Here is a 17495-nt window from a genome sequence, read left to right on the forward strand (position 1 = left end):
ACCGGGCATGGAACAGGTCACCGACAACCGCGCCGAGCACGAATTCGAACTCGAGGTCGACGGCTACCGCGCGATCGCCGCGTATCAGCTCGAGGGCGACACGATCGTCTTCACCCACACGCTGGTGCCGAAGAAGCTCGAAGGGCGCGGGATCGGCTCGAAACTGATCCGCGCCGCGCTCGACGCCGCGCGCGACCGCGGGCTGAAGGTCGTCCCGCAATGCCCGTTCGTGAAGGCGTATATCGAGCGGCATGCGGAGTATCGGGATTTGCTCGCCTAGCTATTCCGCCGCCAGCGCCTCTTCGCGTTCCTGCGCCTGGCGCGCCCACATATCGGCATAGAGCCCGCGCTTGCGCAACAGTTCGGCATGGGTACCGCGCTCTGCCACGCGGCCCGCGTCGAGCACGACGATCTGGTCGGCGTGGACCACGGTCGACAGGCGGTGCGCGATGACGATGGTGGTGCGGCCGCGCTCGATCGCTTCCAATGTTTCCATGATCTCGCTCTCGGTGCGGCTGTCGAGTGCGCTGGTCGCTTCGTCGAGGATCAGGATCGGCGGGTCCTTGAGCAAGGTCCGCGCGATTGCGACGCGCTGCTTCTCGCCGCCCGACAGCTTGAGCCCGCGCTCGCCGACGCGCGTCTCGTACCCGTCGGGCTGGCGTTCGATGAACCCGGCGATCGCCGCGCCCTTCGCCGCGCGGACGATATCCTCGTCCAACGCGCCCTCGCGGCCATAGGCGATGTTGTAGCCGATCGTGTCGTTGAACAGCACCGTGTCCTGCGGGACGATGCCGATCGCGGCGCGCAAGCTCGCTTGCGTAACGTGCGCGATATCCTGTCCGTCGATCGCGATCCGCCCGCCGGTCAGATCGTAGAAACGGTACATGAGGCGAGCCAAGGTCGACTTGCCCGCGCCCGACGGACCCACGACGGCGAGCGTCTGCCCCGGCCGCAGGTCGAGGTCGATTCCCTTGAGGATCGGCATGCCGGGGTCGTAGCCGAAGTGGACGTCCTCGAACCGGACGTGCCCGTCGATCACGTTGAGCGGCCGCGCATCCGCCGCGTCGACCACCTCGCTCGGCGTGTCGACCAGGTCGAACATCGCGGCCATGTCGACCACGCCCTGGCGGATCGTGCGATAGACCATGCCGAGCAAATCGAGCGGGCGGAAGAGTTGGCTGAGCAGGGTGGAGACGAACACCACGTCACCCGGGGTCGACTGGCCCTGGCTCCACAGCCACGCGACATACGCCATCCCCCCGCCGAGCATCAAATTGGTGGTCAGCGCCTGGCCGATGTTGAGCCACGCCAGGCTGTTCTCGGATCTGACCGCGGCGTCGGCATAGGCGCGCACGGCTTTTTCGTAGCGCCGCGCCTCGCGCTCCTCCGCGCCGAAATATTTGACCGTCTCGAAATTGAGCAGCGAGTCGACCGCATGGCTTACCGCGCCCGTGTCGAGGTCGTTCATCCGCGTCCTGAGCGCGTTGCGCCAGTCGGTCACCATCCGCGTGAAGGCGATGTACACGACGATCATCACCAGCGTCGCTGCAACCAGCCACCCGCCGAAGCTCGACCAGAAGATCTGCATGACGAGGACGAGCTCGAGCAAGGTCGGCGCGATGTTGAACAGCATGAAGTACAGCATCGTGTCGATGCTCTTGGTCCCGCGCTCGACCACCTTGGTGACCGCGCCGGTGCGGCGCTCGAGGTGGAAGCGGAGACTCAGTTGGTGGAGGTGCCGGAACACCGACGCCGCCAGCCGCCGCGTCGCTTCCTGCCCGACGCGCTCGAACACGACGTTCCTGATATTGTCGAACGCGGTGGTTGACAGTCGCGCGGCGGCATAGCCCAGCACCATCAGGATCACGAAGGTCGAGATGTTCGTCACGCCCAGCGGCGCATGCCCGGCGAGCGCATCGACGGCATATTTGAGCGCGTACGCCGCGCCATAAACCTGCACCACCTTCGACGCGACGACGAGCAGCATCGCGCCGACGATCCGCGCCTTCAGCGCCGGCTCGCCCTTGGGCCACAGATACGGCAGGAACCGCCGCAGCGTCGGGATCAGCGGGCGATCGGGGGTCGTGGGGATTTCGGCGGGCGGCATCGGCCCCTCATGTAGGGGCGCGGCCGGCTTCAGGGAACCACCGCCGCTCCTCGCGGATTTATGCCGCGACGGGAGACGCGTAATGGGTTCGGTATTCTACGTCATCGCGATCATGGGCTGCGGCGACGGTCAGACGCAATGCTCGCAACAGCGGATCGAGACGGTGCGGTATCAAAGCGCGGCACAATGCCAGGCGGCGATGCCCGCGGCACTGATGCGCAACACCGATATCGATTTCCCGACGATCACCGCCGCGTGCCGCCAGATCGGGACTTCGATGGCCGACCGCGTGGTCAAGGACCGCCGCAGCTGATCTTTTCAGTCGGGTAATGTAGCGTCCTCGGCCTTCGCCATCGGCAAGGCCCAGCGGATCTGATCGCGCAGCATCGCCTCCAACTCGTCGGCCCCGACATTGTGCGCGGCGGCGCGTTTCCTGAGGAGCGTGACCAGCAATTGCGCGCGGTCGGGCGGCGGTGACGGTTCGGCGCGTCCCCCCGATACGGCGCGCGACAATTTGAGGGAAAGCATTGTCATGCCCTGCGTAATGCGCCCGCGATGTTGCGGGTTCCTCACAAAAGATGGCTTAGACCATGTTAACCGCGTGGACGCGTCCACAGATCGGGATCACGCGGGAGCGGGGGATAGAGCTTCTTGCGCCGCAACGCCTGTCCGCCCGCCCGCGCGATCCAGCCGAGCTTGGCGCGGCGCGAGGTGGTGACACGGTGGTCCCAGGCATGCTCGCCGCGCGCCGCCACCGCGCGTCCGATATCGCCGTAGATTCCCGCCGCCGCCAGCACCGCCCAGCTCGCGCGGAACGGCAGCTTGGGCGTGCCGGCCCGCGCGCTGTCCTCGAACGCCGCGGCTTGCGTCGTGAGGCGCTGCGCGAGCACCGCGAGGCGGTGGCGGAACGGCGGCTTCATGTGCTGGCCGGGCGGCACGTCCATCTCGACCAGCCATTCGTCGGGGAGGTAACAGCGCCCGCCGCGATCGTCCTCTTCGATATCGCGCGCGATATTCGCCAGCTGGAACGCCATGCCGAGGTCGCACGCGCGGTCGAGCGTGGCGTCGTCTTGCGGATCGACTCCCATCACCACCGCCATCATGCACCCGACGACGCCCGCGACATGATAGCAATAACGGTAGAGATCGGCTTCGGAGCGCGGGCGCCAGTCCTCCAGGTCGAGCCGGAACCCCTCGACCAGATCGTGCGCGAATTTGGCGGGCAGGGCGGTCTCCGCCGCGACGATCCTGAGCGCGTCGAACGCCGGATCGCCGACCGTCTCGCCAGCGAGCGCCGCGTCGGTCATCGCCCTGATCCGCGCCAAACGATCCGCCGGGTCGGCAACGACGCTCAGCGCGTGCCCGTGGTCCTGGCCGTCGGCGAGGTCGTCGCACCGCCGGCACCAGGCGTAGAGCAGCCACGCCCGCTCGCGCGTCGTGCGACCGAACAGGCGCGAGGCGGCGGAAAAGCTCTTCGACCCGCGCGCGATCGACTCGCGCGCCGTCGCGACGATCGCGGCGCGGCTGGGTAAGTCCATACCACTCACCCCGCGTGCTCCTGCGGAAGCAGGAGCCCCAGGTCATCAGCGACACTGCTCTTGGCTCTAGGCTCCTGCTTTCGCAGGAGCACAGCGTTGGCCGACGCGATCAAAGGTCCTTCGCGCCGATCTGCCCGATCGTCGTGGCCGGCTCGAACGCGGCCATCCTGTCGAGCAGATCCTCCAGCGTATCCGCCACGATCAGCAGCCCGACATGCTGCGGCCGGACGAACCCGACTTCGGCCATCTTGCCCCAGAATTCGATCAGCCCGTCGTAATAGCCGTCGAGGTTTAGGAGCCCGACCGGCTTGGCGTGATAGCCGATCTGCGCCCAGCTCAGCGCTTCCCACAATTCGTCCATCGTGCCGGTCCCGCCGGGCAAGGTGACGAAGCCGTCCGACAGATCGGTGAACGCCTGCTTGCGCTGATGCATCGTGCCGACGACGTGGAGCTCGGTCAGCCCACGATGCGCGACCTCGGCGGCGACCAAAGCTTCGGGGATGATCCCGATCACCTCGCCCCCAGCGGCCAGCGCGCTGTCGGCGATCGCCCCCATCAGCCCGAGTCGCCCGCCGCCATAGACGACCCCGATCCCGCGCCGCGCGAGCGTCGCGCCGACGTGGCGGGCGTTCTCGACATAACGCGGGTCGCTCGGGCTGGCCGAGCCGCAATAGACGGCGATACGGTTCATAAATCCTCCCCGGGACGGGGAGGGGGACCAAGGCGCGCAGCGGCTTGGTGGAGGGAGCGGGCCGCGAACGAAATCGCTTGTGGAGAACCCCCTTCGTCGCGCTGCGCGCGCCACCTCCCCGTAAACGGGGAGGATTTCAGCAGCACCATCATTTTCCCTCCAACATCAATCTGGCGGTCGCCTTGGCGCTCCCGACCACGCCCGGGATCCCGGCCCCCGGATGCGTCCCCGCGCCGGTGAAATACAGGTTCGGAATGTGCGGGTCGCGGTTGTGAACGCGAAAATAGGCCGATTGCAGCAACGTCGGCTCGAGGCTGAACGCGCTCCCCAGATGCGCGTTCAGGTCGTGCGCGAAATCGGTGGGGGCGTAGCTGAACTTGGTGACGATCCGTTCGTGGATGTCGGGGATCAAGCGGTGCCCGATCTCGTCGAGGATGCGCTTCTCCAGCACCGGCGCGACTTCGTCCCACTCGACCGGGAACTTGCCCATGTGCGGCACCGGCGCGAGCGCGTAGAAGGTCGAATGCCCCTCGGGCGCCATCGACGGATCGGTAACGGTGGGGTGATGGAGGTAGAGCGAGAAATCCTCCGCCAGCACGCCGTGGTCGTAGATGTCGGCGAGCAATTCCTTATAGCGCGGGCCGAACAGGATCATGTGGTGCGGGATCCCCGGCCACGTGCCCTTGACCCCGAAATGGACGAGGAACAGCGAGGGCGACCAGCTCTTCTTTTCGAGGCCGCGCACGGTGCGCTGCGCGCTGCGCGAGGTCTTGAGCAAGTCGCGGTACGTGTGCATCACGTCGCCGTTCGACGCGACCGCCTCCGCCTCGCCGCGCCAGCCGCTTTGCGTCGTCACGCCGGTCACGCGGTCGCCGAGCGTTTCGATGCTCGCGACCGGATCGCCGAGCCGGAGCGTTCCCCCGAGCCGCTCGAACAGCGCGACCATCCCCGCGACCAGCCGGTTGGTGCCTCCTCGCGCGAACCACACCCCGCCGTCCTTTTCGAGCTTGTGGATCAGCGCGTAGATCGAGCTTGTCGTGAACGGATTGCCGCCGACGAGGAGCGTGTGGAACGAGAGCGCCTGACGCAGTTTCTCGTTCTTCACGTAACTCGACACGATCGAATAGACCGAGCGCCACGCCTGGTATCGCATCAGCGCGGGGGCGGCCTTCACCATTTGCCCGAAATCGAGGAACGCGATGGTGCCGAGCTTCTCGTACCCCTCGTGATAGACCCCGGCGGAATATTCCAGGAACCGCTGATACCCCGCGACATCGTCGGTGCTGAGCCGCGCGATCTCGGCGCGCAATTGCGCCTCGTCGTTCGAGTAATCGAAGTTGGTCCCGTCGCGCCAGTTGAGCCGGTAGAACGGCATCACCGGCATCAGCTCGACGTCCTCCGAAATGTCGCGTCCGGTCAGCTTCCACAATTCGTTGAGCGCGTTCGGATCGGTGATGACGGTCGGCCCGGCGTCGAAGGTGAAGCCGTCCTTCTCCCAAAAATACGCCCGCCCGCCGGGCTTGTCGCGCGCCTCGACGATGGTCGTCGCGACCCCGGCCGATTGCAGCCGGATGCCGAGCGCGAGCCCGCCGAACCCGGCACCGACGACGATGGCCGACTTCATGCGCGGCCCCGGATCGCGGCCAATGCGCGGCCGACGGGGACCGGCGGGCGCCCGCTCAGGATTCGCGCCTTGTCCATCATCGTCGATCGCCCGGCATAGAAGCGGCCTATAAGCCCGGGGTTGAGCCGATAAAAGCGTTCGAGGATGCGATAGCGCTCGTCCGGCTCGGCGGCGCGGAACAGCATCGCGTCGAGCATGCGGTAGAAGCCCCGCTCGGCCCAGGCACGCTTGGCCATGCCGTGAGTCAGGTCGAGCAAGGCGGGCGTGGACAGGTCGCCCGCGCGCGACACCGCCACCGCGAGCCGGATCGCGTCGGGCAGCGAATAGCCGGTGGTCGGGTGGAACAGCCCGGCGCGCAAGCCCGCCTTGGGCGTCTTCGCCCCGCCGCCGCGCCAGAACGCATCGAAATCGCCGCCGATCGCGACGGGGAGCGCGCCGGCTTCCTCGCGCGCGATGCTCTCGACTTGCCATCCCTTGGCGGCGGCGTACGCATCGATCCGCTCGGTCAGCGCGGCGCGGTCGATATCGGGCGTGTCGCTGTAATAGGTGTCCTCGACGAACATCCGCTTCTCGCCGAACGGCAAGCAATAGACGAAGCGATAGCCGTCGATCTGCTCGACCGTCGCATCCATCACCGTCGGCCGTTCGACGCCATGGGCCTTGGTCAGAACCAGTTCACGCCCCACGAATTTCTGCCAGCCGAGATCGAGCATCGACATGTCGGCGACGCCGCGCGCATCGATCACCCCGCGCGCCTCGACCCGGTCACCGCTGGCCAGCACGACGGCGCCCGCGCCGACCCCGATCGCACGTTCGGCGAGCAACTGGCCGGGGGCGAGGCTCGTGCCGACGACGCGCGCGAACCGCTCGGACTCGATCGAATAATAGCCCGCCTTCAGCGCGCGGCGGTACGCCGGGAAGGCGACCTCGTACCCGCGCCAGCCGTGGCTGACGAGCGGCGCGGGGAGCCAGCGGTCGGCATCGGTCACGTCGCTCGAAAAGAACGACCAGACATGCGCGCCGCCGATCGCGCCGGGCTCGATCAGGCGGATGTCGACGTCGGGGCGCTTCGTCCGGAGCGCGAGCGCGATCAGCCCGCCGGCGAGCCCGCCGCCGACGATCGCCACGTCGCACTGGATGATCGAGGGCATGGGCTCCCGCTACGCCAATGTGGCGTAAGCGCAAACCCTTGGCTCCTTTTCCCGCTGGCGCGACGGTGGGACGGGCGCTAGCCCGGCGGCATGCAGGGGATCGATGCTTCGCTGACGCACTGGATCAACGCGGCGGCCGGGCACTCGCCGCTGCTCGACGCAACGATGATCGCGGTGGCAACGTGGGGCGTGCCGCTCCTCGTGCTGCTCGTCGCGGTGCAATGGTGGCGGCGCAGCGCCGACCGCGCCGCCGACCGCCACATCCTAGTCGCCGCCGGGCTGTCGTTCCTACTCGGGCTCGGCATCAACCAGCTGATCCTGCTGCTCGTCCACCGCGTGCGGCCGTACGACGCGGGGGTCACCCACCTGACCGTCGCGCCGAGCGCCGACCCGTCGTTCCCGTCCGATCACGCGACCGCCGCGGTCGCGATCGCCGTGGCGTTCCTGCTCCACGGCGCGACCCGGCGCGGCGGCGCGTTCCTCGTGGCAGCGTGCGTCATCGCGCTGTCGCGCGTGTTCATCGGCATCCATTATGTCGGCGACACGATCGGCGGCGCGGCGACGGCGCTGATCGCGGCGCTGGTCGTTCGCCAAGTCTACCGCCGTGGCACGTGGATCGACCGGTTCGTGACTGGTATCCTGTGACCCGCGCCCCGCTCACCGTCGATCGCCGCGCGACGCTCGCCGCGATCCTCATCGTCCTCGTCTATTTCGCGGTCGAGCTGTCGTGGCACCGCCCGCTCATCTGCCCGTGCGGCACGATCAAATTATGGACCGGCGCAGTATGGTCGGCGGAGAACAGCCAGCAGATCAGCGACTGGTATTCGTTGAGCCACATCATCCACGGCTTCCTGTTCTACGGCGCGGCATGGCTCGTGCTGCCGGGGCGGGCGCGATTGTGGGCGCTGCCGCTCGCGGTATTGATCGAGGGCAGCTGGGAATTGCTCGAGAACTCGCCGATCATCATCGACCGTTACCGCGCGGCGACCGCGGCGGTCGGCTATTCGGGCGATTCGATCCTCAATTCGATGAGCGACATCGGGATGATGGTGATCGGCTTCGCGGTCGCGCGGCGCATCCCCGTGTGGGCGACGATCGGCCTCGCGCTGTTCTTCGAGCTGCTCGCGCTCGCGGTGATCCGCGACAATCTGACGCTCAACGTGCTGATGCTGGTCCACCCGATCGACGCGATCCGGGTGTGGCAGGCTGGGGGTGCGTGAACTCATGCCCGATACACTCGACGACTGGCCGGACGATATTCGCCGAGTGTTCGCGTGGATCGGACGCTCGATGAACGGCCGACGTCTAAGTCCGGAGGTTGTCGCGATCCCAATTCCAGATGGAAAAATCATCGCGGACCATCGCGTGACAGTGAGCCATCTATCGGCGAGTGAATTGGGGCAAAAGCGCGGGCGCTACGTGATAACGATCACGGGCAAGCGCATCGATGGCCGCTGGAGCTTTCAACCCGGCGTTCTTGAAAAGCTGGCACGACGGGCAGCAGAATGACCGCGACGTTCGCCATCCTGCTCTCAGCACTCGCGATGACGCTGATCGTCGGGCTGCGTTACCTCGCGAGCAGCGGCGCTTTCGCCTTGGCCACCCGCGCCGTCCGTCCTGGCCTCTACACCGGCCTCGATCGTCAAATCCGCCGCGAGATCGCGTGGAGCCTTGCCTCCGCCGCGATCTACGGCGTGCCCGCGGGCGTCGTCGCCTGGGGGTGGCAGAACCGGGGCTGGACTTTGATCTACACCGACCTCCACGCCTATCCGCTGTGGTACCTGCCGCTGTCGGTGTTCCTCTACCTCTTCGCGCACGACACCTGGTTCTACTGGACGCACCGCTGGATGCATCGCCCGCGCCCGTTCCGGATCGCGCACGCCGTCCATCATGCCAGCCGACCGCCGACTGCCTGGGCAGCGATGGCGTTCCATCCATTGGAAGCGCTGACCGGGGCGGTAGTCATTCCGGCGCTGGTGTTCGTCCTTCCCATCCATGTCGCCGCTTTGGGCTTTGTCCTTGGAATCATGACGGTTATGGGTGTCACCAACCATATGGGGTGGGAAATATTCCCGCGCTTCCTGTGGCGTGGGGCAGTGGGCGAGTGGGTGATCACCGCCAGCCATCATCAGCGGCATCATGCCGAGTACAGGTGCAATTATGGGCTCTATTTCCGTTTCTGGGACCGGGTTTGCGGCACCGATCGCGGGATCGGCGGGTTCGGGCCTGCGGCGGCTCGCGGCCGCGGCGTTGCTCGCGCTGACGCTGCCGGCAGCGTCGGCGCAGGCGACTAACCTAGACATTCGGGTGACGGGCTTGCGCTCGGACAAGGGAATGATCCGCGTCTGCCTGACGACCGATCCGGCCAACTTCCCCGGCTGCGTCGACGACCGGCACGCGATCACGCGCTCGGTCCCCGCGACGCAGCGCGACATCCGCTTCGCCGGGATCGCACCCGGCACCTATACCGCGTCGCTGATCCACGACGAGAATTCGAACGCGAAGCTCGACACGTTTGCCGGTATTCCGCGCGAAGGGTTCGGGTTCTCGCGCAATCCGCGCATCGGCTTCGGCCCGCCGCGCTTTTCGGCCGCCGAATTCGCGGTCGGCGCCGTTGCCCAAACGCAACAGGTGACGATGCGTTATATGTTCTGAAGGGACCTTAATCGACAAGACGGGCGTTGCGTGCCCGTAACATCCTCTCCCGACGGAGTTTTGCCGGTGCGCCTCGCCCTCTGCCTGACCGCTTTGACCATCGCGCTGGCCGCGGCGCCAGCGCTCGCACAGGAGGCGCCCGCCGCTCCGCCCGCCGCCCCCGCAGCGGACGGCGACAGCATCACGATCGGCGCGGGCGGCGTCTACCTCCCCGATTACGAGGGATCGGACCATTATGTGTTCCGCCCCGCCCCCGGCGCGATCGGATCGATCGGCGGGTTCGCCTTCACCCTCGCCGGCAACCGCGCGTCGGTCGACCTGATCCCCAACAAGCCGGGGCCGACCTGGGACATCCAGGCCGGGCCGGTGGCGCTGGTCAATTTCAACCGCTCGGTCCTCAAGGACATCTCCGACCCGCGCATCCGTGCGCTCGGCAAGCGGTCGACCGCGATCGAGCTCGGCGGGTTCGTCGGGATCGGCAAGACCGGAGTGATCACCAGCGACTACGACCGGATCTCGCTTTCGGTCAGCTACAGGAAGGGCATCAGCGGCGCGCACCGCGCGGGGATCATCACGCCGACGTTCACCTATTTCACCCCGCTCAGCACCAAGGCCGGGGTCGGGCTGTCGGCCTCGGCCGATTACGCCGAGCGCGGGTACGGCAAGGCCTATTTCGACGTCGACGCGGCGCAGAGCGCGGCGAGCGGGCTGCCGGTGTTCACGACGCGCGAAGGGTGGAAGGATTATTCGCTCGCCCTGCTCGGCACGGTCGCGCTGACCGGCGACCTGCTCCACGGCTTCAAGCTGGTCGGCGGGGGCACGTACACGCGGCTGCTCAACGATTTCGCGCGTTCGCCGCTCGTCAGCATCGCGGGCGACCGCAGCCAGTGGATGGGGGTCTTGGGGCTCGCCTACACTTTCTGACATTTCGCGCCGCCGACGCTTTGCGACAAAATATACGGTTGCCCCGCGACTAGGCGAGCGACTAGCAGGAACATCCTCCGATGCCGGTTTGCGCCGGCGGCGGAGAGCGACCTGCCCCCCGGATTGCAGAGAGGAATGACACGATGGCCGACGACCTCCAGTTGATCGAGGCGTTCGATTCGCGCGTAAAGCGGCGGTCGGAACGGCGCGAATTCTTCAAGGCGGCGATCGGCGCCGCGGCGGTCGGGGCGACCACCTTGCTGGTCAGCCAGGAAGCGTTCGCGCAGACCCTGATCGATGCCGATTTCCTCAACTTCGCGCTCAACCTCGAATATCTCGAAGCGCAATTCTATTCCTATGCGGCGACCGGCGCGGGGCTTTCGTCGACGCTGCTGGGCACCAGTCCGGGGGCGGTGACCGCGACCAATGCGCGCCGCGTCGACAACCTCGATTCGGATCCGCTGGTGCGCGATTACGCGCGCGAGATCGCCGCCGACGAGGTAGCGCACGTCACCTTCCTGCGCGCGCAGCTCGGCACCTCGGCGATCGTGCAGCCGGCGATCGACATCAGCACGGGCGCGACGAGCGCGTTCGGCAAGGCGGCGGTAGCCGCCGGCCTGCCCGCGACGTTCGACCCTTATTCGTCGCCCGAGAATTTCCTGCTCGGCGCGTTCATCTTCGAGGATGTCGGGGTGACCGCGTACAAGGGCTTGGTCCCGCTGCTTGCCAGCAAGACCTATGTCGAGGCCACCTCCGGAATCATGGCGGTCGAGGCGTACCACGCCGCGATGGTTCGCACCGCGCTCTACGCCAAGGGGGTGGCGACCCCCAGCCTGCGCACCTCGGCCGATGCGATCTCCGACGCGCGCGACAGCCTCGACGGCACCGTCACCGACGACGACCAGGGCATTTCGCCGGTGACGATCAACGGCGGCACCGCCTCCAACGTCGCGCCGCTCGACGCCGACGGGCTCGCCTACGCGCGCAGCACGGGACAAGTGCTCAATATCGTCTACCTCACCAATACCGCGGTCTCGATGGGCGGGTTCTTCCCGGCCGGGGTCAACGGCAACATCAAAACCTCGGCCGCCAACTGATAGCGAGCGAAAGGAGCAAACCCATGACCGATAACGACACCGCGCTCGCCGTCCTCGACGCGACCGACCGCCGCCGCGCGGAGCGCCGCCGTTTCCTGACGCTCGCGACCAGCGGCGCCGCCACGATCGGCGGGCTCGGCCTGCTCAGCGCGTGCGGCAAGTCGGGCAACAGCACGGCCACCCCGACGCCCACGCCGACCCCGACCCCGACCGCGTCGTCGACATCGGCACAGGCCGACATCGACATCCTCAACTTCGCGCTCAACCTCGAATATCTCGAAGCGCAATTCTATTTGTACGCGGTCTATGGCGCGGGTCTTCCGGGATCGCAGACCAGCGGCACCGGCACGCTCGGCACCGTGACGGGCGGCCGCGCGGTGACCTTTACCGACCCGCTGGTCGCGCAATATGCCCGCGAGATCGCGCAGGACAAGGCGGCGCACGTCAATTACCTGCGCACCGCGCTCGGCGCGGCGGCGGTGGCGATGCCCGGCATCAACATCGACGGCGGCGCGGGCGGGGCGTTCACCACCGCGGCGGTGGCGGCGGGCGTGGTCGCGGCGGGCGGCACGTTCGATCCCTACGCCAGCGACGAGAATTTCCTGCTCGCCGCGTTCATCTTCGAGGATGTCGGGGTCACCGCGTACAAGGGCGCGACGCCGCTCATCACCAGCAACGCCTATCTGACCGCGGCGGCGGGCGCGCTGGCCGCGGAATCGTACCACGCCGGGCTGATCCGCACCGTGCTCTACGCCAAGGGCCTCGCGAACCCGGCGCTGCGCACCAACGCCGGCAAGTTCAGCGATTGGCGCGACAGCCTCGACGGGTCGAGCGACGACGATCAGGGCATCAGCGGCGATGCGACCACGTCGAACATCACCCCCGCCGACGCCAACAGCATCGCATACAGCCGCACGACGGGCGCGGTGCTCAACATCGCGTATCAGACGAAGGCGGCGGTGTCGGCGGGCGGTTTCTTCCCGGCCGGACTGAACGGCAACCTCAAGACGAGCACCGCGCAACCCTGACGCCGGGGCATTCACGCAAGATCGGGCCGCGCGGGACATTTCGCGCGGCCTTTTCTTTGTCCGCCCAAGCGCCTAGCATCGCGCCATCCCCGGGGAGCCGCTTGGCTGAGAGGGGCGGTTAGCACCGCTCGACCCGCTGAACCTGATCCCGTTAGCGCGGGCGTAGGGAGGGCAGGCCTCGTCAGAGCACCGTCCCTCCCGCAGATGGAGTAGAGACGAATGGCCGACATCCCCGCCCGCACCGAAATCGGCGTCACCACCGGACCGATCCGCGGGAGTCGCAAGATCAGCGTCGGCCCATTGGGCGTGAAGATGCGCGCGATCGACCTCGAGCCGTCGTCGGGCGAGCCGCCGCTCAACGTCTACGACACCAGCGGCCCCTACACCGACCCCAATGCCCGGATCGATATCCAGGCGGGCCTCCCCAATTTGCGCCGCCAATGGATCGAGGCGCGCGGTGACGTCGAAAGCTACGACGCCCGCGAAATCCGGCCCGAGGATAACGGCCAGCTCGGCCCCGACCGCTCGGGCGGGGTACCGCGCTTCCCCAACGTCGTGAAGCGGCCCCTGCGCGCCAAGCCCGGCATGAACGTCAGCCAGATGCACTACGCGCGGCGCGGCATCATCACCCCCGAGATGGAATATGTCGCCACCCGCGAGAATCTCGGCCGCGAGATGCTGGCGGAATACGTCCGCGACGGCGAGAGCTTCGGCGCCGCCATCCCCGACTACGTCACCCCCGAATTCGTCCGCGACGAGGTCGCGCGCGGTCGCGCGATCATCCCCAACAACATCAACCACCCCGAATCCGAGCCGATGGCGATCGGCCGCAACTTCCTGGTCAAGATCAACGCCAATATCGGCAATTCCGCGGTCGCCAGCAACGTCGCGAGCGAAGTGGACAAGATGGTCTGGGCGATCCGCTGGGGCGCCGACACCGTCATGGACCTGTCGACCGGCCGCAACATCCACGACACCCGCGAATGGATCATCCGCAACTCGCCCGTGCCGATCGGCACCGTCCCGATCTATCAGGCGCTGGAGAAGGTCGGCGGCATCGCCGAGGACCTGACGTGGGAGATCTTCCGCGACACGCTGATCGAACAGGCCGAGCAGGGCGTCGATTACTTCACCATCCACGCCGGCGTCCGGCTGCCCTACGTCCCACTCACCGCCAAGCGCGTGACGGGCATCGTCAGCCGCGGCGGCTCGATCATGGCGAAATGGTGCCTCTCCCACCACAAGGAGAGTTTCTTGTACGAACGCTTCGACGAGATCACCGAGATCATGAAGGCCTACGACATCGCCTATTCGCTCGGCGACGGTCTGCGCCCCGGCAGCATCGCCGACGCCAATGACGAGGCGCAGTTCGCCGAGCTCTACACGCTGGGCGAGCTGACCAGGCGCGCCTGGGACCAGGACGTGCAGGTGATGATCGAAGGCCCCGGCCACGTGCCGATGCACAAGATCAAGGAGAATATGGACAAGCAGCTCGCGGCGTGCGGCGAGGCGCCCTTTTATACGTTAGGCCCGCTCACCACCGACATCGCGCCGGGCTACGACCATATCACCAGCGGCATCGGCGCGGCGATGATCGGCTGGTACGGCACCGCGATGCTCTGTTACGTGACGCCCAAGGAGCATCTCGGCCTCCCCGACCGCGACGACGTGAAGACCGGCGTGGTGACGTACAAACTGGCCGCCCACGCCGCCGACCTGGCGAAGGGCCACCCGGCGGCGAAGCTGCGCGACGACGCGCTCAGCCGCGCAAGGTTCGAGTTCCGCTGGCGCGACCAGTTCAACCTGTCGCTCGACCCCGACACGGCGGAACAATACCACGACCAGACGCTCCCCGCGGAAGGCGCCAAGACCGCGCATTTCTGCTCGATGTGCGGGCCTAAGTTTTGTTCGATGAAGATCACGCAGGAGGTGCGCGACTTCGCGGCGAAGCAGAATGCGGGGGCGGAGACGTTTATTGCGGCCGAGGACGCCGAGGCCGGGATGGCGGCGATGAGCGAGCTATACGAGGCGACCGGCCGCGAGCTTTACATGGGCGCGGGCGGAAGGGAGCATGATTGACCGCATCGGTGGCGGGGCAATTAGCTAGCACTACGTCGGTCTTGACTCGATCCGTGTCTAGGTGACAGCCTAGGTGAAGGGGGTAGGGTCATGACTTGCAAAGTAAAGATCGACGTTAGCGCCGGACTGATTGAACTCGAAGGTGACGCGACCTTCGTGGCATCTTTTTTTGATAAAGTAGTCCATCTTGTCGAGGCAGCTGGATTCGGCGCTCACAAATCACAGCCCAAATCTAAATCTAATGACGCGACTACCGACGAGCCGATTGTTCCCAATCCAGCTGATGATCCGGGCGCCGCGGACAAGCCGAAGAAAGCTCGGAAAGCAGTTCGGAAGCCTCCGGCCGGTGCGAGTGCGAGAGATCGTATCCTGGCGCTAAAGTCAGATGGATTCTTCAAATCCCACCGTACAACGGGCGATATAGTTGCCGGACTGGCAAAGAAGGGTTGGACCCATAAAAGTAATCAAGTGGGTGCGGCGCTCACCCCGATGTTTAATCGTGGCGAAATCCAGCGCACGAACGATGGTAGCGGTTTCTCCTACTATTGGGATCGCGATTGATGTCGGACGCGATGGCGGCTGCCCTTTCTGACATCCCACCTGGTTTACGAAGCCCACTTCTCAGCGAATTCGGACAGCTTCTGAGTGAATATGGGGCTGGAGATTGGGAAAAGGTCGGACTCAAGGCCGGAAAATTATGCGAGATTATTTATAGCATACTCAAGGGCCTGACTAGCGGGAGCTACCCATCTGCACCAGCCAAGCCACAGAATATGGTAACCGCTTGCACCGCCCTTGAATCCGCGGGTCAAAGTTTTAGCCGAGCGGTACGCATTCAAATACCTAGAATAATTATTGCTACTTACGAGCTTCGCAATAATAGGGCCATTGGCCACGTTAGCGGTGATATAAATCCCAATCACATGGATGCGGAATTTTTCATGCGTTCGTGTAAATGGATGATCGCTGAATTAATCCGAGTTTACACTTCTTCTGATACAGCTAGTGCATTAGCGCTTGTCGAAACCGTTACAGAAAAGATTCTTCCTGTGGTTTGGGATAATGAAGGTAGGAAGAAGGTTCTCAACCCTGACTTATCAACAAAAGATAAGACGTTAGTACTAGCTTACGCGTCACCGGAAGGTGCAACTGCAAGAGAAATTTGTAGCTGGTCTAACTACGCTAATTTGAGCAGGTTCAGATCCAGCGTGCTCAAAGGTCTTTCCGATGATGCCCTGATTGATTTTAATTCAACCACAGACGTCGTGAACCTGTCGCCGACGGGGAATCGTTATGTTGAATCCAAAGGCCTTTTGAATTTTTGAAAGCAAGAAAACTGTTTTAATGTAGGATTTCATCTGACTTACCCTGTCGGATGACCGACTCATCCGATCCCCGCCAGCCCGAGCCCTTGTCCCCGGGCTCTCCCTTCGAACGCGTGCCCCTCGGCCAACCCGCCCCGAGCCAGGCGCTCGCCGTCACCGACGACGCCGACCTCGCACCGTCCGAATACGACCCCGCCGACTATCGCTGGGTGCCCGTCCGTCGCCGTCCGCGGTTCGACGGGTGGACCGAGGAGAAGCAGCGGCGCTTCATCGAGACGCTCGCCGATACCGGGCCAGTCGGGGCCGCGATGGCGGCCATCGGATAACTCCCCTTTCCCCGATCAAGCGGATAGAGTGATCCTCATGGTCAGTGCGAACATTGGGAACATTCGCCGCTGCGCCGTCCTGTGTGGACGGCTCCGCTGATGCCCCACCTCGCCCACATCGCCCTGGTCGTCCGCGATTACGACGAAGCGCTCGCCTTCTACGTCGGCAAGCTCGGCTTCGAGTTGGTCGAGGACAGCTATCAACCCGCGCAGGACAAGCGCTGGGTCGTGATCCGCCCGCCCGGTGCGCCTGCCACCGCCACTACCATCCTCCTCGCCCGCGCCTCGACCGAACATCAGGCGAAGTACATCGGTGATCAGGCCGGCGGCCGCGTGTTCCTGTTCCTCGCGACCCAGGATTTCGCGCGCGACCATGCCGCCTTCACCGCCGCCGGGGTCGAATGGGTCCGTCCGCCCGCGACCTACGACTACGGCACGGTCGCGGTGTGGAAGGACCTGTACGGTAACCTCTGGGACCTGGTCGAATTCGCGCCCGGCCACTCCGCCGCAGCGGGCGCCTAGCGGCGCTATTTCCCCGCGCGCTGTGCCGCCTGGTCGGCCGCCGCTGCCCTGACCAGCGCCTTGAACGCGGCGGCGTCGACGCTCTCGCCTTCCTTCAGGTCGATCGCGCGGAAGGAATTGCCGGCGAAGCCATTGTTGAACACGTGGCCGGGATCGTCGAGCTTCGCGCCGCGCCCGAAGGTGATCTTAACCTTGTCCTTCAGCGCGCCGCCGGTGCACAGGATGCCGCCGCCCGCGCGCTCCCACACCGGCACGCCGCCGGGCTGCGACGGCTTCTTCCACTTCATCGTCTCGACCACATCGGGGAGCGCTGCGCGGATCAGCGCGCGGATGTGCGCCAGCGTCTCGCCGCGCCAGCCGCCGATCGCGGCGACATAGTCGTCCATCGCCGCGACGTCCGCCGGGTCCGATGTGTCCGCCATGCTCGC

The 17495-nt window shown here is 65.9% G+C and carries 22 protein-coding genes and 1 riboswitch; of the genes, 15 read left to right on the plus strand and 7 right to left on the minus strand.

From position 1 onward, the window contains the following. Positions 1-7 precede the first annotated feature (7 nt). Positions 8-280 (plus strand): GNAT family N-acetyltransferase, encoded by a 273-nt coding sequence (locus tag E7773_RS09530; RefSeq protein ID WP_293990493.1) that lies wholly within the window; start codon positions 8-10, stop codon positions 278-280. On the opposite strand, the gene E7773_RS09535 is transcribed toward E7773_RS09530, so the two are convergent. Next, on the minus strand, positions 281-2107 hold the full coding sequence (locus E7773_RS09535) for an ABC transporter ATP-binding protein/permease (RefSeq protein ID WP_293990495.1): 1827 nt from the start codon (positions 2105-2107) through the stop codon (positions 281-283). 82 nt (positions 2108-2189) lie between these two features. On the opposite strand from E7773_RS09535, the gene E7773_RS09540 reads away from it, so the two are divergent. After that, positions 2190-2420: a hypothetical protein gene (locus E7773_RS09540; RefSeq protein WP_293990497.1), complete on the plus strand. Its 231-nt coding sequence runs from the start codon at positions 2190-2192 to the stop codon at positions 2418-2420. A 5-nt stretch (positions 2421-2425) separates the two neighbouring features. Here the strand turns inward: E7773_RS09540 and E7773_RS09545 are convergent, their stop codons facing one another. From E7773_RS09545 to crtY, 5 genes are all read right to left on the minus strand, one after another. Continuing rightward, on the minus strand, positions 2426-2641 hold the full coding sequence (locus tag E7773_RS09545; RefSeq protein ID WP_293990499.1) for a hypothetical protein: 216 nt from the start codon (positions 2639-2641) through the stop codon (positions 2426-2428). A 59-nt stretch (positions 2642-2700) separates the two neighbouring features. Beyond that, on the minus strand, positions 2701-3645 hold the full coding sequence (locus tag E7773_RS09550; RefSeq protein WP_293990501.1) for a phytoene/squalene synthase family protein: 945 nt from the start codon (positions 3643-3645) through the stop codon (positions 2701-2703). A gap of 109 nt (positions 3646-3754) precedes the next feature. Continuing rightward, positions 3755-4336, minus strand: coding sequence for a TIGR00730 family Rossman fold protein (locus E7773_RS09555; RefSeq protein WP_293990503.1), 582 nt, complete (start codon positions 4334-4336; stop codon positions 3755-3757). A 148-nt stretch (positions 4337-4484) separates the two neighbouring features. Beyond that, complete coding sequence (locus tag E7773_RS09560; RefSeq protein ID WP_293990505.1) at positions 4485-5960, minus strand: phytoene desaturase; 1476 nt, start codon at positions 5958-5960, stop codon at positions 4485-4487. Then, entirely contained in the window at positions 5957-7111 is a 1155-nt protein-coding gene (gene crtY / locus E7773_RS09565) for a lycopene beta-cyclase CrtY (RefSeq protein WP_293990507.1), read from the minus strand. The genes E7773_RS09560 and crtY overlap by 4 nt, the downstream gene beginning before the upstream one ends. Positions 7112-7201: 90 nt before the next feature. Here crtY and E7773_RS09570 point away from each other — a divergent pair, with 90 nt between their 5' ends. The 13 genes from E7773_RS09570 (at position 7202) to E7773_RS09630 (ending at position 17067) form a co-directional block, all read left to right on the plus strand. Further along, positions 7202-7756, plus strand: coding sequence for a phosphatase PAP2 family protein (locus E7773_RS09570; RefSeq protein ID WP_293990509.1), 555 nt, complete (start codon positions 7202-7204; stop codon positions 7754-7756). Further along, positions 7753-8331, plus strand: coding sequence for a DUF2585 family protein (locus E7773_RS09575; protein WP_293990511.1), 579 nt, complete (start codon positions 7753-7755; stop codon positions 8329-8331). The genes E7773_RS09570 and E7773_RS09575 overlap by 4 nt, the downstream gene beginning before the upstream one ends. 4 nt (positions 8332-8335) lie before the next feature. Continuing rightward, on the plus strand, positions 8336-8620 hold the full coding sequence (locus E7773_RS09580) for a hypothetical protein (RefSeq protein ID WP_293990513.1): 285 nt from the start codon (positions 8336-8338) through the stop codon (positions 8618-8620). Then, the gene (locus E7773_RS09585) at positions 8617-9405 is read left to right on the plus strand and encodes a sterol desaturase family protein (protein WP_293990514.1); all 789 of its coding nucleotides are present in this window, start codon (positions 8617-8619) and stop codon (positions 9403-9405) included. The genes E7773_RS09580 and E7773_RS09585 overlap by 4 nt, the downstream gene beginning before the upstream one ends. 13 nt (positions 9406-9418) lie before the next feature. Then, complete coding sequence (locus E7773_RS09590) at positions 9419-9766, plus strand: DUF2141 domain-containing protein (RefSeq protein WP_293990516.1); 348 nt, start codon at positions 9419-9421, stop codon at positions 9764-9766. A gap of 66 nt (positions 9767-9832) precedes the next feature. Further along, positions 9833-10690, plus strand: coding sequence for a MipA/OmpV family protein (locus tag E7773_RS09595; RefSeq protein ID WP_293990518.1), 858 nt, complete (start codon positions 9833-9835; stop codon positions 10688-10690). A gap of 143 nt (positions 10691-10833) precedes the next feature. Then, positions 10834-11787: a ferritin-like domain-containing protein gene (locus tag E7773_RS09600; protein ID WP_293990520.1), complete on the plus strand. Its 954-nt coding sequence runs from the start codon at positions 10834-10836 to the stop codon at positions 11785-11787. A gap of 23 nt (positions 11788-11810) precedes the next feature. Then, positions 11811-12815, plus strand: coding sequence for a ferritin-like domain-containing protein (locus tag E7773_RS09605; protein WP_293990522.1), 1005 nt, complete (start codon positions 11811-11813; stop codon positions 12813-12815). Positions 12816-12895: 80 nt separating this feature from the next. Then, positions 12896-13001, plus strand: a riboswitch (TPP riboswitch). Positions 13002-13034: 33 nt separating this feature from the next. After that, the gene (gene thiC, locus E7773_RS09610) at positions 13035-14894 is read left to right on the plus strand and encodes a phosphomethylpyrimidine synthase ThiC (RefSeq protein WP_293990524.1); all 1860 of its coding nucleotides are present in this window, start codon (positions 13035-13037) and stop codon (positions 14892-14894) included. A gap of 90 nt (positions 14895-14984) precedes the next feature. After that, positions 14985-15455, plus strand: coding sequence for a hypothetical protein (locus E7773_RS09615; RefSeq protein WP_293990526.1), 471 nt, complete (start codon positions 14985-14987; stop codon positions 15453-15455). Further along, positions 15455-16219 carry a hypothetical protein gene (locus E7773_RS09620; protein ID WP_293990528.1) on the plus strand — a complete coding sequence of 255 codons (765 nt, stop codon included), beginning with the start codon at positions 15455-15457 and terminating at the stop codon, positions 16217-16219. The genes E7773_RS09615 and E7773_RS09620 overlap by 1 nt, the downstream gene beginning before the upstream one ends. 50 nt (positions 16220-16269) lie before the next feature. Then, entirely contained in the window at positions 16270-16545 is a 276-nt protein-coding gene (locus E7773_RS09625) for a hypothetical protein (RefSeq protein WP_293990530.1), read from the plus strand. 96 nt (positions 16546-16641) lie between these two features. Then, a complete protein-coding gene (locus E7773_RS09630; RefSeq protein WP_363130235.1) occupies positions 16642-17067 on the plus strand; it encodes a VOC family protein in 426 nt (141 codons plus the stop codon). 5 nt (positions 17068-17072) lie between these two features. On the opposite strand, the gene E7773_RS09635 is transcribed toward E7773_RS09630, so the two are convergent. Next, entirely contained in the window at positions 17073-17489 is a 417-nt protein-coding gene (locus tag E7773_RS09635) for a DUF1801 domain-containing protein (RefSeq protein WP_293990534.1), read from the minus strand. Positions 17490-17495 lie beyond the last annotated feature (6 nt).

The sequence above is a fragment of the Sphingomonas sp. genome (assembly GCF_004799495.1).
GTDB lineage: Bacteria > Pseudomonadota > Alphaproteobacteria > Sphingomonadales > Sphingomonadaceae > Sphingomonas.